Source organism: Pseudomonas arsenicoxydans, assembly GCF_006438915.1.
Taxonomy (GTDB): Bacteria; Pseudomonadota; Gammaproteobacteria; order Pseudomonadales; family Pseudomonadaceae; genus Aquipseudomonas; species Aquipseudomonas arsenicoxydans_A.
Genome location: NZ_RCZE01000001.1, coordinates 620,001 through 642,555 on the forward strand (window position 1 = coordinate 620,001; position 22,555 = coordinate 642,555).

Annotated in this window: 19 protein-coding genes and 2 pseudogenes; 15 read left to right on the forward strand and 6 right to left on the reverse strand. The window is 59.3% G+C overall.

The window, feature by feature from the left end; genetic code table 11:
- The first annotated feature begins 109 nt into the window (after positions 1-109).
- The 3 genes from EAH78_RS02840 (at position 110) to EAH78_RS02850 (ending at position 2,927) form a co-directional block, all read left to right on the forward strand.
- On the forward strand, positions 110-1,135 hold the full coding sequence (locus EAH78_RS02840) for a LysM peptidoglycan-binding domain-containing protein (protein ID WP_140665287.1): 1,026 nt from the start codon (positions 110-112) through the stop codon (positions 1,133-1,135).
- Positions 1,136-1,214: 79 nt separating this feature from the next.
- On the forward strand, positions 1,215-2,315 hold the full coding sequence (gene dprA / locus EAH78_RS02845; protein ID WP_140665290.1) for a DNA-processing protein DprA: 1,101 nt from the start codon (positions 1,215-1,217) through the stop codon (positions 2,313-2,315).
- A 54-nt stretch (positions 2,316-2,369) separates the two neighbouring features.
- Positions 2,370-2,927 carry an L-threonylcarbamoyladenylate synthase gene (locus EAH78_RS02850; RefSeq protein WP_140665294.1) on the forward strand — a complete coding sequence of 186 codons (558 nt, stop codon included), beginning with the start codon at positions 2,370-2,372 and terminating at the stop codon, positions 2,925-2,927.
- Between the two features lie 88 nt (positions 2,928-3,015).
- On the opposite strand, the gene EAH78_RS02855 is transcribed toward EAH78_RS02850, so the two are convergent.
- Positions 3,016-3,993: an NADPH:quinone reductase gene (locus EAH78_RS02855; RefSeq protein ID WP_140665297.1), complete on the reverse strand. Its 978-nt coding sequence runs from the start codon at positions 3,991-3,993 to the stop codon at positions 3,016-3,018.
- A gap of 155 nt (positions 3,994-4,148) precedes the next feature.
- Between EAH78_RS02855 and hemF the strand changes: the two genes are divergently transcribed.
- Positions 4,149-5,063, forward strand: a complete 915-nt coding sequence (gene hemF / locus EAH78_RS02860) for an oxygen-dependent coproporphyrinogen oxidase (protein ID WP_140665300.1) — start codon at positions 4,149-4,151, stop codon at positions 5,061-5,063.
- A 13-nt stretch (positions 5,064-5,076) separates the two neighbouring features.
- Positions 5,077-5,898, forward strand: a complete 822-nt coding sequence (gene aroE, locus EAH78_RS02865) for a shikimate dehydrogenase (protein WP_140665303.1) — start codon at positions 5,077-5,079, stop codon at positions 5,896-5,898.
- A gap of 131 nt (positions 5,899-6,029) precedes the next feature.
- Here the strand turns inward: aroE and EAH78_RS02870 are convergent, their stop codons facing one another.
- The 3 genes from EAH78_RS02870 to betC form a co-directional block, all read right to left on the reverse strand.
- Complete coding sequence (locus EAH78_RS02870) at positions 6,030-7,598, reverse strand: SulP family inorganic anion transporter (protein ID WP_140665308.1); 1,569 nt, start codon at positions 7,596-7,598, stop codon at positions 6,030-6,032.
- A gap of 191 nt (positions 7,599-7,789) precedes the next feature.
- Positions 7,790-8,710 carry a choline ABC transporter substrate-binding protein gene (gene choX, locus EAH78_RS02875; RefSeq protein ID WP_140665312.1) on the reverse strand — a complete coding sequence of 307 codons (921 nt, stop codon included), beginning with the start codon at positions 8,708-8,710 and terminating at the stop codon, positions 7,790-7,792.
- A 16-nt stretch (positions 8,711-8,726) separates the two neighbouring features.
- Positions 8,727-10,241, reverse strand: a complete 1,515-nt coding sequence (gene betC / locus EAH78_RS02880) for a choline-sulfatase (protein ID WP_140665316.1) — start codon at positions 10,239-10,241, stop codon at positions 8,727-8,729.
- A gap of 114 nt (positions 10,242-10,355) precedes the next feature.
- On the opposite strand from betC, the gene EAH78_RS02885 reads away from it, so the two are divergent.
- Positions 10,356-11,306 carry a choline sulfate utilization transcriptional regulator gene (locus tag EAH78_RS02885; protein ID WP_140665319.1) on the forward strand — a complete coding sequence of 317 codons (951 nt, stop codon included), beginning with the start codon at positions 10,356-10,358 and terminating at the stop codon, positions 11,304-11,306.
- Here EAH78_RS02885 and EAH78_RS02890 read toward each other — a convergent pair.
- Entirely contained in the window at positions 11,293-11,964 is a 672-nt protein-coding gene (locus EAH78_RS02890) for an NAD(P)-dependent oxidoreductase (protein WP_140665324.1), read from the reverse strand. The two genes, EAH78_RS02885 and EAH78_RS02890, sit on opposite strands and share 14 nt — an antisense overlap.
- A gap of 84 nt (positions 11,965-12,048) precedes the next feature.
- On the opposite strand from EAH78_RS02890, the gene EAH78_RS02895 reads away from it, so the two are divergent.
- Complete coding sequence (locus tag EAH78_RS02895) at positions 12,049-12,375, forward strand: DOPA 4,5-dioxygenase family protein (protein ID WP_140665326.1); 327 nt, start codon at positions 12,049-12,051, stop codon at positions 12,373-12,375.
- Here the strand turns inward: EAH78_RS02895 and EAH78_RS02900 are convergent, their stop codons facing one another.
- Positions 12,376-12,777: a GFA family protein gene (locus tag EAH78_RS02900; protein WP_140665330.1), complete on the reverse strand. Its 402-nt coding sequence runs from the start codon at positions 12,775-12,777 to the stop codon at positions 12,376-12,378.
- 411 nt (positions 12,778-13,188) lie between these two features.
- Between EAH78_RS02900 and EAH78_RS02910 the strand changes: the two genes are divergently transcribed.
- The 8 genes and pseudogenes from EAH78_RS02910 to EAH78_RS02945 all read left to right on the forward strand — a co-directional run bounded on the left by EAH78_RS02910 (position 13,189) and on the right by EAH78_RS02945 (position 22,550).
- Positions 13,189-14,496 carry a CitMHS family transporter gene (locus EAH78_RS02910; protein WP_140665336.1) on the forward strand — a complete coding sequence of 436 codons (1,308 nt, stop codon included), beginning with the start codon at positions 13,189-13,191 and terminating at the stop codon, positions 14,494-14,496.
- Positions 14,497-14,581: 85 nt separating this feature from the next.
- A complete protein-coding gene (locus EAH78_RS02915) occupies positions 14,582-15,349 on the forward strand; it encodes a TerC family protein (protein ID WP_140665339.1) in 768 nt (255 codons plus the stop codon).
- Positions 15,350-15,676: 327 nt separating this feature from the next.
- A pseudogene (locus EAH78_RS33210) lies at positions 15,677-16,174 on the forward strand (PAAR domain-containing protein).
- A gap of 18 nt (positions 16,175-16,192) precedes the next feature.
- Positions 16,193-17,348, forward strand: a pseudogene (locus tag EAH78_RS33215) (DUF2515 family protein).
- A 74-nt stretch (positions 17,349-17,422) separates the two neighbouring features.
- Entirely contained in the window at positions 17,423-17,983 is a 561-nt protein-coding gene (locus EAH78_RS02930) for a hypothetical protein (protein ID WP_140665342.1), read from the forward strand.
- Between the two features lie 225 nt (positions 17,984-18,208).
- A complete protein-coding gene (locus EAH78_RS02935; protein ID WP_140665346.1) occupies positions 18,209-19,867 on the forward strand; it encodes a Na/Pi cotransporter family protein in 1,659 nt (552 codons plus the stop codon).
- Positions 19,868-20,041: 174 nt separating this feature from the next.
- Entirely contained in the window at positions 20,042-21,418 is a 1,377-nt protein-coding gene (locus EAH78_RS02940; protein WP_140665349.1) for a M16 family metallopeptidase, read from the forward strand.
- Between the two features lie 103 nt (positions 21,419-21,521).
- Entirely contained in the window at positions 21,522-22,550 is a 1,029-nt protein-coding gene (locus EAH78_RS02945; protein WP_140665353.1) for a DUF5924 family protein, read from the forward strand.
- Positions 22,551-22,555 lie beyond the last annotated feature (5 nt).

Below are 22,555 nucleotides of genomic sequence, written 5' to 3' on the forward strand. Positions count from 1 at the left end.
GCAGGCTACCGTTGTAAAACGTAGCTCCCTTTTCTTAGTAAAGCACGGGGAGCGAGCCACGAAGGCTCTGGCGTTTTACGCGAACGCACATAATAAAGGGATTCACCGCATGAGGAAATCACTACTCGCCTTGCTCCTTCTGGCTTCGGCCGGTGTGGCGCACGGGCAAGTGCAACTCAAGGAAGGTTTTCCACAGCAATACACAGTGGTTACGGGGGACACACTCTGGGACATCTCCGGTAAATACCTGCGCCAGCCGTGGCAATGGCCCGAGCTGTGGCAAGCCAATCCGCAAATCGAAAACCCCAATCTCATCTATCCCGGCGATTCGCTGTCGCTGGTCTACGTCAACGGCCAGCCGCGGCTGACCCTCAATCGCGGTGAATCACGCGGCACGATCAAGCTGTCGCCTCGTGTGCGCAGTTCGGCGGTGGCCGAAGCCATTCCGAGCATTCCGCTACGATCGATCAACAGCTTTTTGCTGAGTAACCGCATCATCGACAATGTCGAGGATTTCAATAAGGCGCCGTACATCGTCGCCGGCGACGCCGAACGCGTGCTGAGCGGCACCGGCGACCGCATCTTCGCCCGTGGTCATTTCGATCCCGATCAACCGGTTTACGGGATCTTCCGTCAGGGCAAGGTCTACACCGACCCCGAAACCAAAGAATTTTTGGGAATTAATGCCGACGACATTGGTGGCGGGGAAATTGTTGCCACTGAAGGCGACGTCGCTACCCTCGCCTTGCAGCGCACGACCCAGGAAGTGCGCCTCGGCGACCGCTTGTTCAGCGGCGAAGAACGCTCGATCAACTCGACCTTCATGCCCAGCGCGCCGAAAACACCAGTCAACGGGCTGATCATCGATGTGCCGCGCGGGGTGACGCAGATTGGCGCGCTGGATGTGGTCACGCTGAACAAGGGGCAGCGTGATGGCCTTGTCGAAGGCAACGTGCTGGTGGTGATGAAAACCGGCGAAACCGTGCGCGACCGGATCACTGGCCAGCCCCTGAAGATCCCCGATGAGCAGGCCGGATTGCTGATGGTTTTCCGCACCTACGACAAGCTCAGCTACGGGCTGGTGCTGACCGCTTCGCGCTCGTTGGCCGTGATGGACAAGGTGCGAAATCCTTAGCCAGCTCCACAAGTTACCAACAGAGTTATCCACAGCTTATTCCCGTTTGAACGGGGCCCATAACGATCAAGGATGATCCATGTCGCTGCCTGCCGTTACACCGGTTTCCCCTGCGGAACTGGAAGCTCGTTTACGTTTGCACCGTTTGCCGGAACTCGGCCCGGCGCGTTTCAAGAAGCTGCTTGAAGCGTTCGGTTCGGCGTCCAAAGCCATCAGTGCGCCGGCCAGTGCCTGGCGGTCGCTGGGCTTGCCATTGGCGTGCGCCGAGGCTCGCCGCGCCAACGACGTGCGCGATGGCGCCAGTCATGCATTGGCCTGGCTAGAGCGTCCGGGCCAGCATTTACTGATGTGGGACCAGCCTGACTACCCGGCGCTGCTGGCGGAAATCAGTGACGCGCCGCCGCTGTTGTTCGTGGCGGGCGATCCGGGGATTCTGGAAAAACCGCAACTGGCGATGGTCGGCAGTCGTCGCGCTTCACGGCCGGGCATGGACACCGCTGCCGCATTTTCTCGCAGCCTGGCGGGTGCCGGTTTTGTCATCACCAGCGGTCTGGCGCTGGGCATTGATGCGGCCGCGCATCAAGCCGCGCTGGACGTGGGCGGGCGAACGGTCGGTGTACTTGGCACGGGACTTGAAAAGTTTTATCCACAGCGCAATCGACGACTGGCCGACGCCATGATTGCGTCGGGCAGTGCGGTGCTTTCGGAGTTCCCGCTGGACGCAGGCCCGACCGCCAGCAACTTCCCCCGGCGCAATCGAATCATCAGCGGTTTGTCGCTTGGCGTGCTGGTGGTCGAGGCCAGTGTGGCGAGTGGCTCGTTGATCACCGCGAGGCTGGCGGCGGAGCAAGGTCGGGAGGTGTATGCGATTCCTGGATCGATCCATCATCCCGGCGCCAAGGGCTGTCATCAGTTGATCCGGGACGGCGCGATGCTGGTGGAAACCATCGAACATATCCTCGAAGCCTTGCGCGGCTGGCAACAGTTGCCGTTGTACAGCGAGGCCCCTTCTGTTACTCATCCGTTGCTCATGCTGTTGCACGCGGCCCCACACACCAGTGAAGCGTTGTCCGTCAGCAGCGGCTGGGCTTTGCCCAAAGTGCTGGCGGCGCTGACCGAACTGGAAATGGAGGGCCGCGCCGTTTGCGAAAGCGGGCGCTGGTTTGCGCGGGTGAGCTAGGTTTTATAAGGAACATCGGTAAACTGCGCGGAGCCTTTTTTCGGAGAGTTTTTCATGGTCAACAGTTGGCGTGTGCAACAAGCCGCGCAAGCCGTTCGCGCAGGTGCGGTGATTGCCTATCCAACCGAAGCGGTCTGGGGGTTGGGTTGCGATCCGTGGGACGAACAGGCGGTGCATCGTCTACTGATGCTCAAGGGCCGGTCTTTGAACAAGGGGCTGATTCTGGTCGCCGACAACATCCGCCAGTTCGACTTCCTCTTCGAAGACTTCCCGGAACTGTGGATGGACCGCATGGCCAGCACCTGGCCCGGGCCGAACACCTGGCTGGTGCCGCACCAGAATCTTTTGCCGCAGTGGATCACTGGCGTGCACGAGACGGTGGCGCTCAGGGTCAGCGATCATCCGCTGGTGCGGGATTTGTGCGCAGCGGTCGGGCCGCTGGTTTCCACCTCGGCCAACCCGCAAGGACGCCCGGCGGCGCGTACGCGGATTCGTGTGGAGCAATATTTCCGCGGGCAGGTGGATTATGTGTTGGGCGGGAATCTGGGAGGGCGCAAGAATCCGAGCGTTATCCGGGATCTCGCGACCGGCCACGTTGTGCGCCCCGATTAAAACCGCGTCATCGTTCATCGCGGGCAAGCCCGGCTCCCACAGGTTTCGGTGATCCCTGTGGGAGCCGGGCTTGCCCGCGATGGGGCCCTCAAGGCAACAATACTGTCGAGCCAGTCGTGCGCCGCGCCGACAATTCGGTCTGCGCCTTCGCCGCGTCAGCCAACGGATACGTGTGACTGATGTCCACGTTCAACTTCCCGCTGATGATCATCTCAAACAACTCATCCGCCATCCGCTGCAGGTTTTCGGCATTGTTGGCGTAAGTCGCGAGCGTCGGTCGGGTCACGTACAGCGAACCTTTCGCCGACAATATCCCCAGATTGACCCCGTCTACCGCGCCTGAGGCGTTACCAAAACTCACCACCAGACCGCGTGGGGAAACGCTGTCCAGCGACGTCAGCCACGTGTCTTTGCCAACGCCGTCGTACACCACCGGCACCTTCTTCCCGTCGGTCAATTCCAGTACGCGTTGTGCGACGTTTTCATGGCTGTAATCGATGGTCGCCCAGGCACCGTTGGCCTTGGCCAGTGCGGCTTTCTCCGGCGAGCTGACCGTACCGATCAACTTCACGCCCAATGCCTTGGCCCATTGGCACGCCAGCGAACCGACACCCCCAGCGGCGGCGTGGAACAGAATGGTTTCGCCACCCTTGAGTTCATAGGTCTGACGCAGCAGGTACTGCACGGTCAGGCCCTTGAGCATCACCCCGGCCGCCGTTTCGAAGCTGATCGCCTCTGGCAGCAGCACCAGATTGGCCTCGGGCAACACATGAACATCGCTGTAGGCGCCCAGCGGGCCGCTGCCGTAAGCCACGCGATCGCCGATCTTGAAGCGGGTCACTTCGCTGCCCACCGCCTCGACGATGCCCGCGCCTTCCGAACCCAGGCCCGATGGCAGGGCTGGCGGCGGGTAGAGGCCGCTGCGGTAATAAGTGTCGATGAAGTTCAGGCCGATAGCCTTGTTGGCGACGCGGACTTGCTGCGGGCCGGGCTCAGCAGGTTGGAATTCGACGTACTCGAGCACTTCGGGGCCGCCATGGGCGCGGAACTGGATTCGCTTTGCCATCAGAACTCTCCTTAGGTCATTTGCCAAGCGCCCTATCGGACTCCTAACCCTGATCTTCGTCAACTGCGTTGGAGCAAGGTGCAGTGTTATCCTACGCAGCAATTTGCCGCCGGCCATTGATGCGCCGCGCCGCTTTGCCCGATCAAGGTGATGACATGACAACCCGCACCGAGGCCGTAAAAGCCTACCTGCTCGACCTGCAAGAGCGCATTTGCGCGGCCCTCGAAGCTGAAGACGGCGGCACACCCTTCGTTGAAGACGCCTGGATCCGGCCTGCCGGCGGTGGCGGTCGCACGCGAGTGATCGAAAACAGCGCAGTGATCGAAAAGGGCGGCGTGAACTTTTCCCACGTCTTCGGCAGCGGTCTCCCACCCTCCGCCAGCGCTCATCGGCCGGAATTGGCCGGCCGTGGCTTCGAAGCCCTCGGCGTGTCACTGGTGATCCACCCGCACAACCCGCATGTGCCGACTTCCCACGCCAATGTGCGCTTTTTCATCGCTGAAAAAGAAGGTGAAGAACCGGTCTGGTGGTTCGGCGGCGGCTTCGACCTGACCCCTTATTACGGCAATGAAGAAGACTGCGTGCACTGGCACCGCGTCGCCGAGCAGGCCTGTGCGCCGTTCGGGCCGGACGTCTATGCGCGCTACAAAGCCTGGTGCGACAGCTATTTCCACATCAAGCATCGCCACGAGCCGCGCGGCATTGGCGGTCTGTTTTTCGATGATTTGAACGAGTGGGACTTCGATACCAGCTTCGCCTTCATGCGCGCCATCGGCGACGCGTACATCGATGCCTATCTGCCGATCGTGCAACGCCGCAAAAATGATGCGTTCAGCGCCAAGCAGCGTGAATTCCAGGAATTCCGTCGTGGCCGTTACGTCGAATTCAACCTGGTCTACGACCGCGGCACCTTGTTCGGCCTGCAATCGGGCGGGCGTACCGAGTCGATCCTGATGTCGCTGCCGCCACAAGTGCGCTGGAGCTACGACTGGAAAGCCGAACCGGGCAGTGAAGAAGCGCGCCTGACCGAATACTTCCTGCAAGACCGCGATTGGTTGGCCGAGGCCTGAACGAGGAGTTCTGATGGACCGTTACGTCGTATTCGGTAACCCGATTGGCCACAGCAAGTCGCCGCTGATCCACCGTTTGTTCGCCGAGCAAACCGCTCAGCAACTGGACTACAGCACTTCGCTGGCGCCACTCGACGACTTTTCCGACTTCGCTCGGGCGTTTTTCCGCGAAGGTCGCGGCGCCAATGTGACGGTGCCTTTCAAGGAAGACGCGTTTCGCCTGGCCGACAGCCTGACGGAACGTGCGCAACGAGCTGGCGCGGTGAACACCTTGAGCAAACTCGCCGACGGCAGCCTGCTGGGGGATAACACCGACGGCGCCGGGCTGGTGCGGGACCTGACGGTTAACGCCGGTTTCAGCCTCAAGGGCAAACGCATTTTGCTGCTTGGTGCGGGCGGCGCAGTGCGCGGTGCACTGGAACCCTTGCTGGCCGAGCAACCGGCCTCGGTGATCATCGCCAACCGCACGGTGGAAAAAGCCGAGTTGCTGGCGGAATTGTTCGCGGACCTGGGGCCGGTATCGGCCAGCGGTTTCGATTGGCTGAAGGAATCGGTGGACCTGATCATCAACGCGACATCGGCGAGCCTGTCCGGTGATGTGCCGCCGATTGCCGGTAGTTTGATCGAACCGGGCAAGACAGTTTGCTACGACATGATGTATGGCAAGGAACCGACTTCGTTCTGCCGTTGGGCCACGGAACATGGCGCGGCAGTGTCGATGGATGGTTTAGGCATGCTCGCGGAGCAAGCGGCGGAAGCCTTCTTCCTGTGGCGCGGTGTGCGTCCGGATACGGCGCCGGTGCTGGCCGAACTCCGCCGGCAGCTCGCGCTCTAGGCTTTTGTGGCGAGGGGGCTTGCCCCCGTTCGGCCGCGAAGCGGTCGTGGCTTCTTGGAGGGACGGCTTCGCCGTCCAACGGGGGTAAGCCCCCTCGCCACAGGTTATGCTTTCGTCATCACAGCGTTGTTTCAGTCTTCAAACCGGATCGGGCACTTCTCTGCCCCTTCCAGCTTCCGCAACTCCTCCACCACCTGCGGCCGCGCGCGCCGCAGCGTCAGGCTGCGATCCTGCTTCAACAGCCGCCGTGCTTCTTGGTGCAGCATTTCCACACCTGAATAATCGATGAAGTTGATCTGCTGCGCCTCGATCACTACGCGCGCACCGTGCAGGCGTTGCAGGCGCACTTGCAGGTAATGGCTGGCGCCGAAAAAGATCGAACCCCCGACCCGCAGAATATCTTCATCCCCTTCGCGAGAATGCTGAACCCTCGGTTGTGAGGTGCGTTTGAGGTAGAAGAACAACGAGGCGAGCACCCCGGCATAAATCGCCGTCTGCAACTCCAGCAGCAACGTGGCGACACAGGTCAGCGCCATGACCAGGAATTCCGCGCGGCTGACGCGCAGCAGCGCACGAATACCGCGATGGTCGACCAACCCCCAGGCGATCAGCAGAATGCTGCCGGCCATCGCCGGAATCGGGATGTGAGCGATCAGCCCGGCGCCGAAAATCGCGAACAGTGCGACCCACATGGCCGAGAATACCCCTGCCATCGGTGAGCAGGCGCCGGCTTCATAACTCAAACCCGAACGGGTGAAAGATCCGGCTGACAGCGAACCGGAAAAAAACGCCCCGACGATGTTCGACAGGCCTTGAGCGCGGATTTCCTGATTGGCGTCGAGCAATTGCTGCGAGCGGGCCGACAAGGAGCGGGCAATCGACAGGCTGGTCACCAATCCCAGCATGCCCACCGCCACCGCGCTCGGTAGCAGGCGCAGGATCAGGTCCAGATCCAGCGGCACCGGGCTGAACGGCGGCAAGCGCCCGACAAAGGCGCTGACCAACTTCACATGGCCGAACATCGATGGCCACAGCCACACCAGAAGCCCGCCGAGGATCAGCGTGATCAACAACGTCGGCCAGCGCGGTAGCAACATTTTCAGCACCGCGCCGACTGCGACCGTCGCCAGGCCCAGCACCAACGACGGTTTATCCAAGGCACCGAGGTGCTTGAACAGCATCAGGAAGCTGTCCAGTGCGGTGGCCTGGCTGGGCAAGTCCAGCCCCAGCAAGTTCGGCAACTGCCCGATGGCAATTACCACCGCGGCACCGAGGGTGAAACCCAGCACCACCGAATGCGAGACGAAATTCACCAGGGCACCGAACCGCAGCATGCCCAGCAGCCATTGGAAAATACCGGCCAGGAGCGTCAGCAGCAGGATCAGCGTGATGTAGTCCTGTGACGCGGGGACGGCCAGTGGACTGACGCTGGCGAACAGGACAATGGAGATTGCCGCCGTAGGACCGCAGATCAGATGCCACGACGAACCCCACAGGCAGGCGATCAAAACCGGGATGATCGCGGCGTACAAGCCGTATTCCGGTGGGAGACCGGCGATCAGTGCGTAGGCAATGGACTGTGGTAACGCGAGAATCGCCCCGCTGAGGCCGACGATCAGGTCACGCCCGACGCTGGCGCGGGTTTGCCGGGGCATCCAACTGAGGAAGGGGAAGAGTGAATGGCGGCTGGGGAAGGCCATGGGTCCTCTCGGGTGGGGTTTTGGCGCAAGAGTATCAGGACCAATTGAACATTGTGGCGAGGGAGCTTGCTCCCGCTCGGCTGCGCAGCAGCCGCAAATCGGATAACTCGGTGAGAATGACAAACCGCGTTTGTCGATTTGGGAGCGCTGCGCACTCAAGCGGGAGCAAGCTCCCTCGCCACAGGTGACCGTTACAACTTGGCTTTAACCGCCGGCAACGCGTCCTTGCCGTCCGCTGTCTTCACGCCATCGAGCCATTTATCCAGCACCGCCGGATTGGCCTTGATCCACGCCTTGGCCGCGTCCGCATTGCTGACTTTCTTGTTCACCACCTCGGCCATGATGCTGTTCTCCATGTCCTGGGTGAAACTCAGGTTGGTCAGCAGTTTGCCCACATTCGGACAGGCTTCGGCGTACCCCTTGCGGGTCAGGGTGTGCACGCTGCCGGTGTCGCCGAAGTACTTCTCGCCGCCCTTCAGGTAATGCATTTTCAGCTGCACATTCATCGGGTGTGGGGTCCAGCCGAGGAAGGTCACGAATTTCTGTTTCTTCACTGCGCGAGACACTTCGGCCAACATCGCCTGTTCGCTGGACTCGACGAGTTTCCACTGGCCCATGTCGAAGTCGTTCTTCTTGATGATTTCCTGCAACGAGATATTCGCTGGCGCACCAGAGCCAATGCCGTAGATCTTCTTGTCGAACTTGTCGGCGAACTTGTTCAGGTCGGCAAAGTTATGCACACCCGCGTCCCACACATAATCCGGAACCGCGAGCGTAAATTCAGTGCCGTCGAGGTTTTTCGCCAATTGAGTGACATCGCCGGTGGCCACGAACTTGTCGTAGAAGCCCTGCTGCGCCGGCATCCAGTTACCCAAGAACACATCGACCTGGCCATCCTTCAGCCCGCCGAAGGTAATCGGCACCGCGAGGGTGTCGACCTTGGCCTTGTAGCCCATGCCATCCAGCAGAAACCCGGTGATGGCGTTGGTCGCGGCGATGTCGCTCCAGCCAGGGTCGGCCATTTTCACCGTCTCGCAGCTTTGATCGGCATAGGCCGATGCGCTGCCCAGAGCCAAAAGCCCGACTGTCAGTGCTGTGGATAACTTTTGCATGGACTTCCCCTTAACATTATTGGTTTTGGCAGGGTTGTGGATAACGTGCTTTGCGCTCCAGATCATCGAGGTCGATGTGGTTGCGCATGTACTGCTGACTGGCGTCCACCAGCGGCTGGTGATCCCAGCTCTTCAGCTTGCCGATGGTCAACGCCTCGGCAACGAAACGGCGGCGCCGCTGGCTGGCGAGCACTTGTTGGTGAATCGCCGGGATGTTCCATTTGGCGCGTGCTTCGGTCAGAAATTCTTCGAAAAGCTGAATATGTTGCGGCGATTGGCTGAGTTCTTCCAGTTCGCGCGAGTCGTTGTGTACGTCGAAGAGTAGGCAGGGATCATCTTCGCTGTAGATGAATTTGTAAGCGCCGCGACGGATCATCATCAACGGACTGATGGTGCCTTCGGCCATGTATTCGCCGAATACTTCGTCATGACCGCCCTGCCCTTGCAGGTGCGAAACCAGCGAGCGGCCGTCCAGCGGCAAGCCTGGCTCCAGTGAGCCGCCGGCAAGTTCCACGAAGGTCGGCAGCAGATCGGCGGTGGAGACCGCGGCGCTGACCCGTCCTGCACCGAACTGCCCGGGAGCACTTATCAACAGGGGCACGCGAGCGGCCATTTCGTACCAGTGCATTTTGTACCAAAGACCCCGTTCGCCGAGCATGTCGCCATGGTCGCCGGAGAATACGATGATGGTGTCGTCGATCAGCCCGGTTTCCTCGAGTGTTTGCAGGAGTTTGCCGACGTTGCTGTCGATATAGCTGCACGCACCGAAATAGGCGCGGCGTGCATCGCGGATCTTATCCACAGGCAGCGGTTTATCCCACAGGTCATAGACCTTCAATAAACGTTGGGAGTGCGGATCAAGTTCGGTTTGTGTCGGGGTTTCAGGCAACGGAATGTCGGCATCGTCGTACATGTCCCAGAAAGCCTTGGGGATCGTGTATGGATCGTGCGGGTGTGTCATTGAAACGGTCAGGCAAAACGGTTGATCGCCGTCCTCGCGGATGTGATCGAACAAGTATTGCTGGGCCTTGAACACCACCTCCTCGTCGAAATCCAGCTGATTGGTGCGCACGCACGGTCCCGCTTGCAGCACTGACGACATGTTGTGATACCAGGTCGGACGCACATCCGGCTCGTCCCAATTCACGGCCCAACCGTAGTCCGCCGGGTAGATGTCGCTCGTCAGGCGTTCTTCGTAGCCATGGAGCTGGTCCGGGCCGCAAAAGTGCATCTTGCCGGACAGCGCGGTGCGGTAACCGAGGCGACGCAGGTAATGGGCATAGGTTGGAACATCAGCGGGGAAATCAGCCGCGTTGTCGTAGGCGCCAATCTTGCTCGGCAATTGACCGCTGACCAAGGTAAAACGCGACGGCGCACACAGCGGGCTGTTGCAATAAGCGGCGTCGAACACCACGCCTTCGGCGGCGAGGCGGCTCAGATTCGGCAGTTTGATCGGCGAAGGACCGTAGAACGGCAACATTGGCGCGGCCATTTGATCGGCCATGATGAAAAGAATGTTCTTGCGCTTCATGTGATCGCGGCATTCCATAGTGAATATTTATGCGAGAGTGCTGCGATCGAGCATGTTACCCATGCACTTTGCGGTAAAGCCTATACCAGGCAATGACTAGGATTAGCCCAGCTTATGTATGACGCCCTTGGTGATTTGTCTCTCGATTTGCTTCGTGCCTTTGAAGCGGCTGCCCGTCATCGCAGCTTCACCGCGGCGGCAGTGGAGCTTGGCACCACGCAGCCGGCGGTCAGCCAGCAGATCAAGCGGTTGGAGAAACAACTCGGGACACGGTTGTTTGACCGCATATATCGCGGGATCGAATTGACCGAAGCCGGGACCATTCTCTTCGAGCAGGTTCAGCTGGGTTTGCAGAATATCGACACAGGATTGAGTGCGATCAGCGCACAGCAGCAACATGAGGTGTTGCAGGTCGCGACCGATTTCGCCTTCGCCGCCTATTGGCTGATGCCGCGTCTGCACCGCTTTCACCAAGCCAATCCACACGTGGATGTCAGCCTGGTCACCAGCGAGCGCTCTCACAACATGCTGCGCACCGATATCGATGTGGCGGTGTTGTTTGGCGACGGACGCTTTAAACAGGGTGAAAGCCATTGGCTATTTAGCGAAGAAGTGTTTCCGGTGTGCAGCCCGTTGTTGCTCAAGGATCGCCCCCTGCCCTTGCCGGCACAGTCGCTGTTGGAGTTCCCGCTGCTTCATTTAAGGGGTGAAAACAGCAGTAACTGGTTCGACTGGAGCGGTGTGTTTCGCGAGGTGGGGATCACCTCGGCCCCAGCACCTGGGCAGCTGCGCTTCGACAATTACACGTTGCTGATTCAAGCGGCGATTGGCGGTCAAGGTGTGGCGATTGGCTGGCGGCACCTTGTGGATAACTTGTTGGCGCAGGGGTTGTTATGTCGCCCGATTGCCGAGTCCGCGATGTCCAGGCTCGGCTATTACGTAGTCTTGCCCCAACGCAAACGGCGCGGGGCATTGATTCAACAATTTGTGGATTGGTTGATGGAAGAACAGGCCAGTAGCGCGCAATCGCTCAATGGTTTGCCGTTGCCGTCTATCGCTGTGTAGTGTCCGCCGCGATGAAGTTCACATGCTCGCCAACGTGCAGGTTCAGCTTTAGCTCATCGGCAATCCCGACGGCCACGCGGTTTAACCGTTGCAGAGGCTCGGCCAGCCCCGACTCAAGGCTGCTGCTGACATGGCTGAAGTGCTCGATCGTCAGGCCGCAAACACCGCGCGGCGCATTGACCAACGTCCAATGCAATGGACTGTTTTGCAGCGCTTCGCGGATTTCTTCGGCGGCGTGGCGCTGCAATCGATCTTCTATTTCCGGATCGTCCAGCAATTCAAAATCACCCACCAGAAACAACCGAGAAATGCCCGCCGCCTGCATGCCTTCGATCAACGCGTCCACGGCCAGCACTTGCTCGACCGGGCCCGGAATGATGGTTTTTTCAATGTATTCGCTGTTGAACGGTAAGCCTGGTGCGTCCAATAAACAGACGACGGCCGAACACCCTGCCACACTTTGTTTAACGCGCTCCGCTTCAAACAGGTCGCCGCTTTTTGTTCGAAGGCCCGGGCGTGGCGCCAGCGCCGTGAGGTCGTCCAGAATGGCGATCACTTCATGTTGGCGCCGCAGCATTTCAGCCATCAGCGCACTGCCGAGGCTACTCATGGCACCATAAAGCACCACTTTTACCACGGGGGTTTCGGCATTTTTCATGGCTGAAGTTCCTTGTTTCCTACGTATATGGTGTGTGACCAGTAGGAAACGGTGAGGGTTCGACCGGGTTTCAGAGGGATTCCGATGCAGCAGATCAAGGGCTATCACGCCCATGTGTATTTCGACGCCAGCACCATCGATCAGGCGCGAACGTTGTGTGAACAAGCGGCAAAAGTGTTTGATTTGAAGATGGGCCGCGTACACGAACGCCCGGTCGGTCCGCACCCGGACTGGAGCTGCCAACTGGCGTTCAGCCCCGAACTCATGGGTGAAGTGCTGCCGTGGCTGGCACTCAACCGCAAGGGGTTGGTGGTCTTTCTGCACCCGGACACGGGCGATGACTTGCTCGACCATACCGAGCACGCGCTCTGGATGGGCGCGATCCGGCCACTGGATCTGTCTATTTTCTGATCAGATCGATTCTTCTGCTTCACCCGGCAGGTGCTCGTCCAGGTGCAGCCAGGGCAATCGGCTGTCGGTCCATATATGCCGCTCGGCTGGCGCCAGCTCCGGATGGTCGAAGGTGGCGATGGTGACGTCGATGCTCTCGGGACTGAGGTGGGTCATCAGCGCCAGTTGCGCTCCACAGTTCGGGCAGAAAAAACGTACGCACGTTGAAGACGATTCGTACTGCGCGGGTGTGCCTTTCGTCCATTGAAAGGCTGACGCGGGCACGGTGATCCAGGTGGTGACGATCCCGCCGCTGACCCGTCGGCAAATCGAGCAATGACAGTGGGCGATGTCGTGCAACGGGCCGCTGAATTGATAGCGCAGATGTCCGCAGTGGCAGCCGCCTGTATGAATGTTGGCCATGCTGTTTCCTCCTGTTGCCTATGTGCTGACCCCTTCGCGAGCAAGCCCGCTCCCACATTTGATCTTCGTCGTATACAAAACCAATGTGGGAGCGGGCTTGCTCGCGAAGGCCTCAACTCGGTCCATCTGGATAAACCGGTCCGACGACCGGTCGCCCATCCGCTCAATGCTTTCACCAACGAAAGCTGGCTGAAAGCTTCCCCGATTAGGATCGCCCCCACTGCCGGCAACAGACCGGTTGGCCAATGAGTGTTTTATCGCTCGCACGGCCCATTTAACAACAACAATGGTGATCCTGATGTCCTTTGCTACCCGCCGCTTCGCTGTCACTCCGCCCGTACGCCTCGTGCTTCCCGTTCTGCGCTGACCTCAGCCCATTTCCCCTAGCCGCGCTACGCCTGGAGTATTCCCATGCTGACTTTCCTTGGCTTTGCCATGGTCATCACGTTCATGTTCCTGATCATGACCAAGCGCCTGTCCGCGCTGATCGCCTTGATCATCATCCCGATCATCTTTGCCCTGTTCGGCGGTTTTGCACCGAAGATCGGTCCGATGATGCTCGAAGGCATCACCAAGCTCGCGCCGACCGGCGTGATGCTGATGTTCGCCATTCTGTATTTCGCCCTGATGATCGACTCCGGCCTGTTCGACCCGGCCGTGCGCAAGATCCTCAAACTGGTCAAGGGCGACCCGCTGAAAGTTTCGGTCGGCACCGCCGTACTGGCGCTCGTCGTTTCCCTCGATGGGGACGGCGCGACCACTTACATGATCTGCGTGGCCGCCATGTTGCCGCTCTACAGCCGCATCGGCATGAGCCCGCGGATCATGGCCGGCCTGATCATCCTCGCCGGTGGCGTGATGAACATGACCCCTTGGGGCGGCCCGACCGCTCGCGCGGCCAGCGCCCTGCATGTGGACCCGTCGGACATTTTCGTTCCGATGATTCCGGCGATGTTGGCCGGTGTGGTGGCGATCCTGGCGATTGCCTACTTCTACGGTAAACGCGAGCGTGCGCGTCTGGGTGAGTTGCACCTGGCCGGCGATGAAATCGACCACAGTGAAATCAGCGTTTCGCAGTTCCCTGATGCCCGTCGTCCGAAGCTGATCTGGTTCAACGGCGCCCTGACGCTGGCGCTGATGTGCACCTTGATCGCGGGCTTGTTGCCGCTGCCGGTGCTGTTTATGGTGGCGTTCAGCATCGCGATGATCGTCAACTATCCTTGCCTGCAACAGCAGAAGGACCGCGTCGCGGCCCACGCCGGTAGCGTGCTGGCGGTGGTCGGCCTGATTTTCGCGGCCGGTATCTTCACCGGTATCCTGACCGGCACCGGCATGGTCGACGCGATGTCGAAAAGCCTGTTGGCGGTCATCCCTGATTTCCTCGGCCCGTACCTGGCGGTGATCACGGCACTGGTGAGCATGCCGTTCACGTTCTTCATGTCGAACGACGCATTTTATTACGGCGTGTTACCAGTTCTTGCCGAAGCCGCCAGTCATTACGGTATAACAGCGGTTGAAATGGCACGTGCCTCGATTGTCGGTCAGCCCGTCCACTTGCTGAGCCCGCTGGTACCATCGACCTACTTGTTGGTGGCCCTGGCCGGTATCGAATTCGGTGACCACCAGCGCTTTACCCTGAAATGGGCTGTGCTGGTGTGCATGTGCATACTGGTTGCCGCACTGCTGTTGGGGACTTTCCCGATGTACAGCACTCTATAAGCCCAAGACTCACCACAACGGGTCCCGGCTTCGCGATTTGAAGTCTGGGCCCTTTGTGGTTTAACACTCGCTCAAAGGAATACACATGGAATGGCTGACCAACCCTGAAATCTGGGTTGCCTTCTTTACCCTGACCGCCCTGGAAATCGTTCTGGGCATCGATAACATCATCATGATTTCGATCCTGGTCAGCCGCATGCCCAAGCACATGCAGGCGCGCACGCGGATTTTCGGGCTGGCCCTGGCCATGGTCACGCGGATCCTGTTGCTGTTGTCGATCACCTGGGTCATGCGCCTCACGGCGGATCTGTTCGTGGTGTTCGGCCAGGGTATTTCCGGGCGAGACCTGATCCTGTTCTTCGGTGGTCTGTTCCTGCTGTGGAAGAGCTCGCAAGAGATGTACCACGCGCTGGAAGGTGAAGACGAAACCAACGAAGAGCCTTCGGGCAAGGGCGGCAACTTCCTCTACACCATCATCCAGATCGCGATCATCGACATCGTGTTCTCGCTGGACTCGGTGATCACTGCCGTCGGCATGGTCTCCCATGTTCCGGTCATGGTCGCCGCGATCGTCGTGGCCGTGCTGGTGATGATGTGGGCGTCCGGCACCATCAGCGAGTTCATCGACAAGCACCCGTCGCTGAAGATGTTGGCGCTGTCGTTCCTGCTGATCGTCGGTACCGTGCTGATTGCCGAATCCTTCGACGTACACGTGCCAAAAGGCTACGTCTACTTCGCCATGGCGTTCTCGCTGGCGGTTGAAGCGATCAACATCAAGATGCGCACCGCCATCGCGAAAAAGAAGAAACAGCAAGACCCGGTGAAACTGCGCAAGGACGTTCCGGGCCAATAACCCCGGCGTCACCGCAAAACCTGTGGGAGCGGGCTTGCTCGCGAAGGCGGAGTATCAGTCGACGTCAATGTTGCCTGACCCTCCGTCTTCGCGAGCAAGCCCGCTCCCACATTTGTTTTGCGCAAGGCTTAGGGGTAAGTGGCTGACTTGAGGATCGAGATTATCCAGCACCCGACTCACCGCCAATTCCCCGCACGGGAACATTTAAGCGTTTTCCTACAGCCATCGCGCGTGGTGCTTGATACGGTCGCACTCCAAGGTTGACGCACAGCCCCTCGGTGGTTAGCGTCCCCCGCTCGCCTCAAACGACAATGACAAGGAATGCATATGTCTGGAAAACCGGCTGCACGCGTCACGGACCCGACCACCTGCCCGATTCCGGGCCATGGCACCAACCCCATCGCCAGCGGCTCCCCCGATGTGTTCTTCAATGGCCTCGCCGCCGCGAGAGTCAGCGACACATGCACGTGCGGCCAGACGCTCAGCGGTGGCTTCTCCTCCACGGTGTTCATCAACGGCCTGAACGCCATGACCCTCGATGGCACCACGAGCCACGGCGGCGTAATAATCGGCGGCTCCGGCAACGTCATCATCGGCAGCACCCATACCCCGTAGCCGTTCATTCCGCCCCTGCCGATCATTGGCCAGACCGTGGTGGAATTCAAAGCTGTCAGCGCCGGCAATGGCGAACCGATTGGCGAACAAGGCTACGAAATCGAAACCGCCGAAGGCCGCATCGTCAAAGGCCAGACCAACGCCTTGGGCATGACCCAAAGTGTCGCCACGCTAAAACCCGATCTCGCCGTCGTCCGCTGGACCGTCTAAGCCTCAAGGAAGAATCAAATGACCGGACAATGCATCGCACCAGACGACCTGGACATAAAAAACTCTGGGACAGTACCTGCGAACTGCCCGCCTGCAAACGCGAAACCACCACGTCCGGCCCCAACCCGAAAACCCGCGTCGAAGTGCCGTTGCTGACCTGCAACTGCCTGTGGGCCGGTTTCAGAAAGAAGCCGAAGAATGGGTCGCACCGGGCGGCGTGCTGATCGCCGACCCACAAACACGTAACCGCAAGATCAACGCCGCGTATGCACAGTTGTGGCTGGCGGATAACTGGTTTCAATGGGCGGGGTTGGCGGCGTTTGCGTCGAAGCAGGTGGGGTGTGGGTTGATTCATGCCACCAAACTGCAGACTGCTATTGGCGCGCAAAAGGCTGCGCAAGAGAAGCTAAGGACCGGTAAGTCGGAAACCATTTTCGAAGGGTTCGGGTTCAAGCTCAGCAAGACAGATCCTGAAGTGGAGAAGGAGCTCGAAAGAGCGCGAGCGGCCAATCCGTTGCCCACTGAAGACATCACCTTTGGTGATAACACTCGGTCAGTGGTCCAGCAGCAATTGGACTACGTGTATGAAATGCTGGCGTTGGGCAACACCTCGCTGTTTCTGGATGTTTATCCGTTGCATCGGTTTTTTATGGTGCGGGGCTACAAAGAGATGGAGAAGTGCCTGAAGAGCCGGCGTGGCATTGTGAAAGACGTGATGTGGCCGATTGCTGGGAAGGTAGAGTTCGGTGTTGATGCAGCAGAGATCTATCGTACTTTTGAAGCCATAGATGCTGGGCATATTGCGGATAGCGTCAGGCAGATGGCTCGACATGAGCAATTGAACATTTTGCAACCAGCGATGTAGGAAAATGCCCAATTCGCAGTTCTTATGCGCAGTACTCACGCGGGCAATTATGTTTCTGTCGTAACGGGGTTGATGTCTGGAGCGGCGGAAGAAATTCAGCTAACGCTGGCTAGTCAATGTAAAGCTCCTGATAGCAGACAGGTTTCATTCTCCAAGAACCCCTTGGCCAATCTTGCAGATCAAGATCAGCGAATGGAGTTCGTACTACGTGCAGCCAGTCAATTTGACAGCTTGCTCAAAAGTCCGACAACACATGCTCAGTTGAAACGGTCGATTACGGAAATTGCCAACGGGGGCGGAATCCAGTGATAGGATTTTCACGTCAGATACTGATCGTTGCGATTGGGATAGTCGTGGTGTTGGCGACAGCTGCATCCCACTTCATGTCCAGTTCCAACAAGATTTACGCCCATATCGGCAAGCCATATGCCGAGGTTGTAAAAGACTCTACTTTTCCAATCGAACGTAAAACCTCCGTTTATCCAAGCGAACCACCCGAGGTTGATTCCACCTGGATCAGCAGCCCAGTTGTTATTACGTTTGATGATCCTGATCATGGCTTCACCTTGCCAAAAACGGTCTATGGGGCTGTGAGCTATAGCAAGGAAAAGGTTGATGGCATCACGACCTCTCCGATGTTGGAAACATTACCTTTCAACCAGACAGCAGCGCTACTGGGCGAACTTCAGGCCATGTTCAAAAAAACCGGTTGGACACTTGAGCCTGCTGAGGGAAACGACTGGATAAAAGTGTCGAGCGAAGAAGAAAAGCGACAGCTGCAAGATAAGCTTTTTGACCAGGCTGACGGGGTAATTCTTTTGGTTCCCCATAAGTACAGTCTGTTGCTGCACATCAAATGCTATAGCCGCTGCGATGAGCGAAACCCCGAGACAGCCAAGTATCTGATCGACATTGGACTGGGTAAGGATCATTTCAGCGATTGAGCCCCCTCCGGGTCGGTGGATCAGTCCAATTGGGGATAAATGCAATACCGCCATCGCGAGCAAGGGTGGCGCAGTTTTCATGACAGTTTTGTTTCATTCGCGTCTTTAGCTGTGCAATGCTGGCGCCCAGACCGTTAGCCAACTACAGCTTAAGTACAGAACGTAGAAGAACGCGCGGTACCGTCAATTTGCCCCTCTGGGGCGCGACCATCACAGGGGGCCTTTATGCTCACCCTGCTCAATTTGTTATCCGCCGTGGCCTTGTTGATCTGGGGCACGCACATTGTCCGAACCGGCATTCTGCGGGTTTACGGCACCAACCTGCGCCATGTGATTGGCCGGAACATGTCCAAACGGTGGCTGGCGTTTGTCGCCGGGATCGTCGTTACGGCGATGGTGCAGAGCAGTAACGCCACGGCCATGCTTGTCACCTCGTTTGTCGGTCAGGGCTTGATGGCGCTGACCCCGGCCCTGGCGACCATGCTCGGTGCCGACGTGGGTACGGCGCTGATGGCGCGGGTGCTGACGTTCGATTTGTCGTGGCTGTCGCCCTTGCTGATTTTTGTCGGGGTGATTTTTTTCCTGTCGCGCAAGCAGACGCGGGTTGGGCAGATGGGCCGGGTCTGTATCGGCTTGGGCCTGATTATTCTGGCGCTGCAACTGATCGTCGAAGCCGCCGGGCCAATCACCCATGCGCAAGGGGTGAAGGTGATTTTCGCCTCACTGACCGGCGACATCCTGCTCGATGCCTTGATCGGCGCGCTGTTCGCGATGGTTTCCTATTCCAGTCTCGCAGCGGTGTTGCTGACCGCGACCCTGGCCGGCGCCAATGTGATCAGCCTGCCCGTGGCTATTGGCCTGGTGATTGGCGCCAACATAGGCAGTGGCGTCCTGGCGTTCCTCAGCACCAGCATGCAGAACGCCGCTGGGCGTCAGGTCGCCCTCGGTAGCTTGTTGTACAAGCTGATTGGTTTGCTGCTGATCATCCCGGTACTTGATCCGCTGGTGCACTGGATGGATAGCCTGGATTTCAGCCCGCAGGAAATGGTCATCGGCTTCCACCTGCTCTACAACACCGCGCGTTGCCTGATCCTGCTGCCGAGCGTCGGGTGGATGGCCCGGCTATGCGCCTGGCTGTTGCCGGAACGGCCGGAAATCAACGGAATGGCCAAACCCCGGCACCTCGATCCGACCGCGCTGGACACGCCGAGCCTGGCGCTGGCCAATGCGGCGCGGGAAACCCTGCGCATGGGCGATCTGATCGACAACATGCTCGAAGCGATGCTCGATGTGCTGCGCGGCAAGCAAACCGCCGTGACCCAGGAAATGCGCCGTCTGACCGATGATGTCGAAGCGCTCTACAGCGCAATTAAACTCTATCTGGCGCAAATGCCCCGCGAAGACCTCAGCGACCAGGACAGCCGGCGCTGGGCAGAAATCATTGAACTGGCGATCAACCTCAAACTCGCCAGCGACCTGATCGAACGCATGTTGCGCAAGGTTCAGCAGCAGAAAACCTCGCAGCGCCGGTCTTTTTCCGAGGTGGGGCTGGAAGAATTGGCCGGTCTGCACAGTCAGCTAATCTCCAATCTGCGCTTGGGCTTGTCGGTGTTCCTGAGTTCCGACAAGGAAAGTGCCCGCCAGTTGTTGCGGGAAAAACGTCGCTTTCGCGCACAGGAAAGGCGTCTGGCCCATGCCCACGTGAGCCGGTTGCAACGTAAGATTGTGCAAAGCATCGAGACCAGTTCGCTGCACCTGGAGCTGATTGCCGACATGAAACGTTTGAATTCGCTGTTTTGCAGCAGCGCGTATGTGGTGCTGGAGACGTTGGATACCGGGGCGCTCGTCGTCGACGATTTGGCGGACATCACGCATTCGCCTTGAACGTCTGGCAGTGTGGTCAGTCAGTTACATGGGTTCCGGCTTAAAAGCATCCCGAGCAAGCTCGCTCCCACCGTTGATCTGAGGTGTTCACACAATCACTGTGGGAGCGAGCTTGCTCGCGATGGCTGCCCGGAAAGCGACACGGATCTCCAATCAGCCGTATGGAAACTCGTTATGCGTTGTCTGTTGTTCGCCTGTTTGTTGCTGAGTTCACTTCCTTCGTTTGCCCTGGATCGTTTTCAGGTCGAGGGCTATACGCTGCCCAATGGCCTGCAATTGATGCTCAAACCGGGCGCTGACCGGGGGCATGTGGCGATTCGTCTGGTGGTCGGCGTAGGCCTGGATGATTTCAATTGCGACGACAAAGAGCTGCCCCATCTGCTCGAGCACTTGTTGTTCAGCGGCATCGACGCCACCGGCGAAGGCGGCCTGGAAGAACGCATGCAAGCGTTGGGTGGTGAGTGGAACGCTTACACCAGCAACGCCGACACCACGTTCGTCATCGAAGCGCCGGCGAAAAACCAGCGCAAGGTCCTCGACCTGTTGCTGGCGCTGCTGACCCAGACCCGCATCGACGACAACGCCATCAACGCCGCCAAGCAAGTGGTCGAGCGCGAAGACGGCGGTCATTACACTCACCTGCAACGTTGGCTGGATCGCCAGGACCTCGGCCATACGGCCAGCAATCAGCTGGCGGTGGAACTGGGCCTCAAATGCCCACAGCGCGCCGAAGTCGATCACCTGACCCGCGAACAACTGGAGAAGGTGCGCAAGCTCTGGTACGCGCCCAACAACATGACGCTGATCATGGTCGGCGACCTCGACCGGCTGCTGCCGGCCTATCTGGAACGGGCCTGGGGTGAGCTGGTGGCGGTCGACCCGAGCGAACATTTGCCCCTGCCGGAAATTCGCTCCAGTGCCGCCCACGAGCGCACGCTGAGCAGTGGATTCGTCGGCGATGGTGCCAAGTTGCACTGGCTGGTGCCAGAGCCGGTGCTGGAGGATGAGCACGACGAAACCTTCGACCTGCTCAAGGACTATCTGGACTGGGCGCTGTATCGCCAGATGCGCCTGGTCCACAGTTTGTCTTACGGCCCCTCGGCAGAGCGTGAGCTGTTTGGCGGTGTGGGCTTCATGAGCCTGAACGCCGACCTTGAGCGCGACGATGTGCCAGAGGCCAAGCAAGTCCTTGAAGCGTTGAAAGCGCAACTGCTCAAGGACGGTCTCGACGCCGACACCTTCAACCGCCTCAAGCAGGCGGCCATTGCCCGCCAGGCCTGGGCCGTGCAAGGCAATAGCGCGCTGGCGGATTATTACTGGAGTGCCCTTGGCGACTATGAGGACGGGCGCTTCGCTGACCCTGCGAGGGAACTGCAAGGCGTGACGCTGGAGGAAGCGAACAAGGCGTTGCGTGAGTTGCTGCTGCAACCGGGGTATCTGCGGATCGAGAAGCCGCTGGTGGGTGATGACCAGGTGATGTGGGTGATTGCCGGGGTGTTCGGGCTGCTGGTGCTCGGACTATTGGGCTGGCGTTTTCATCGCAGAAAATAAGAGGAGCCGCTTCGCGCCTCAACGGGGGCAAGCCCCCTCGCCACAGGGGTCCCCGGCGGGTAACCTGTCGAAGAAATTTCCTACGACGAATGTGAACCGCCGAATGCCGATCCTGACCCAATACGTCCAGCGCATCCTGGAATTGATGAAGCGCTATCCTGGGGTCATCGCGCTCGGTGGTTTCATCTCCGGTGTCGGCAGCTTCATCCTGGTGGATCGCCAACAAGGCCTGGCGACCTGGATCACCATCATCATGGTGCTCAGCTGGGTCTGGCTGATGCTGGAAAACAGCCTGACCCAGCTGTTCACCCGAATCTTCAAGCGCGAGATTCCCCAGCCGCTGCTGCGTTACGCCACGCAGATGATCCACCAGGAAAGCCTGTTCTTTGTCCTGCCGTTCTTTTTCATCACCACCACCTGGAACAGCGGCCAGTTGTTTTTCACCGGGCTGTTGAGCATCGCCGCGCTGATTTCCATCATCGACCCGCTCTACTATAAATGGTTGGCACCTCGGCGCTGGGCGTTCCTGGCGCTGCATACCCTGACGCTGTTCGCGGCATTGCTGACCGCCCTGCCCGTCATCATGCACCTCACCACGTCCCAGAGTTTCAAACTGGCGCTGGGGATCGCCGTGCTGCTGTCGTTTCCGAGCCTGGCTTCGATCTTCCCGATCCGCACCGTGCGCAACGCTTTGGCGATCCTCAGTATCACCCTGGGCATCGGCGGCCTCGGTTGGGTCCTGCGTTCGTGGGTGCCGCCGGCGACGTTGTGGATGACCGACGTGGCGATCAGCACGCAAATGCAGGACCGCACCCCCGGTGCCAGCCTGGATGAAGTCACGGCCGAGCAGATTCGTGGCGGCGGGCTGTATGCCTACACCGCGATCAACGCCCCGCGCGGCCTGGATGAGCGGATTTATCACGTGTGGCAGTTCAACGGCAAAGAGGTCGACCGCATCCCGCTGGACATCCACGGCGGGCGCAAGGAAGGCTACCGCGCCTGGACCCACAAACAGAACTTCCCGGGTAACCCAGCGGGCAAATGGCAGGTCCGGGTGTTGACCGAAGACGGCCAGGTCATCGGCGTGCTGCGCTTCATCGTCACGGACAGCACACCGACCAAAGAAAAGTAATGCGG

Excerpts from the sequence above, each read along its gene's own strand:
- EAH78_RS02840 (WP_140665287.1), top strand. The coding sequence starts at position 110 with ATGAGGAAATCACTACTCGCCTTGCTCCTTCTGGCTTCGGCCGGTGTG.
- dprA (WP_140665290.1), top strand. The coding sequence starts at position 1,215 with ATGTCGCTGCCTGCCGTTACACCGGTTTCCCCTGCGGAACTGGAAGCT.
- EAH78_RS02850 (WP_140665294.1), top strand. The coding sequence starts at position 2,370 with ATGGTCAACAGTTGGCGTGTGCAACAAGCCGCGCAAGCCGTTCGCGCA.
- EAH78_RS02855 (WP_140665297.1), bottom strand. The coding sequence starts at position 3,993 with ATGGCAAAGCGAATCCAGTTCCGCGCCCATGGCGGCCCCGAAGTGCTC.
- hemF (WP_140665300.1), top strand. The coding sequence starts at position 4,149 with ATGACAACCCGCACCGAGGCCGTAAAAGCCTACCTGCTCGACCTGCAA.
- aroE (WP_140665303.1), top strand. The coding sequence starts at position 5,077 with ATGGACCGTTACGTCGTATTCGGTAACCCGATTGGCCACAGCAAGTCG.
- EAH78_RS02870 (WP_140665308.1), bottom strand. The coding sequence starts at position 7,598 with ATGGCCTTCCCCAGCCGCCATTCACTCTTCCCCTTCCTCAGTTGGATG.
- choX (WP_140665312.1), bottom strand. The coding sequence starts at position 8,710 with ATGCAAAAGTTATCCACAGCACTGACAGTCGGGCTTTTGGCTCTGGGC.
- betC (WP_140665316.1), bottom strand. The coding sequence starts at position 10,241 with ATGAAGCGCAAGAACATTCTTTTCATCATGGCCGATCAAATGGCCGCG.
- EAH78_RS02885 (WP_140665319.1), top strand. The coding sequence starts at position 10,356 with ATGTATGACGCCCTTGGTGATTTGTCTCTCGATTTGCTTCGTGCCTTT.
- EAH78_RS02890 (WP_140665324.1), bottom strand. The coding sequence starts at position 11,964 with ATGAAAAATGCCGAAACCCCCGTGGTAAAAGTGGTGCTTTATGGTGCC.
- EAH78_RS02895 (WP_140665326.1), top strand. The coding sequence starts at position 12,049 with ATGCAGCAGATCAAGGGCTATCACGCCCATGTGTATTTCGACGCCAGC.
- EAH78_RS02900 (WP_140665330.1), bottom strand. The coding sequence starts at position 12,777 with ATGGCCAACATTCATACAGGCGGCTGCCACTGCGGACATCTGCGCTAT.
- EAH78_RS02910 (WP_140665336.1), top strand. The coding sequence starts at position 13,189 with ATGCTGACTTTCCTTGGCTTTGCCATGGTCATCACGTTCATGTTCCTG.
- EAH78_RS02915 (WP_140665339.1), top strand. The coding sequence starts at position 14,582 with ATGGAATGGCTGACCAACCCTGAAATCTGGGTTGCCTTCTTTACCCTG.
- EAH78_RS02930 (WP_140665342.1), top strand. The coding sequence starts at position 17,423 with ATGTCCAGTTCCAACAAGATTTACGCCCATATCGGCAAGCCATATGCC.
- EAH78_RS02935 (WP_140665346.1), top strand. The coding sequence starts at position 18,209 with ATGCTCACCCTGCTCAATTTGTTATCCGCCGTGGCCTTGTTGATCTGG.
- EAH78_RS02940 (WP_140665349.1), top strand. The coding sequence starts at position 20,042 with ATGCGTTGTCTGTTGTTCGCCTGTTTGTTGCTGAGTTCACTTCCTTCG.
- EAH78_RS02945 (WP_140665353.1), top strand. The coding sequence starts at position 21,522 with ATGCCGATCCTGACCCAATACGTCCAGCGCATCCTGGAATTGATGAAG.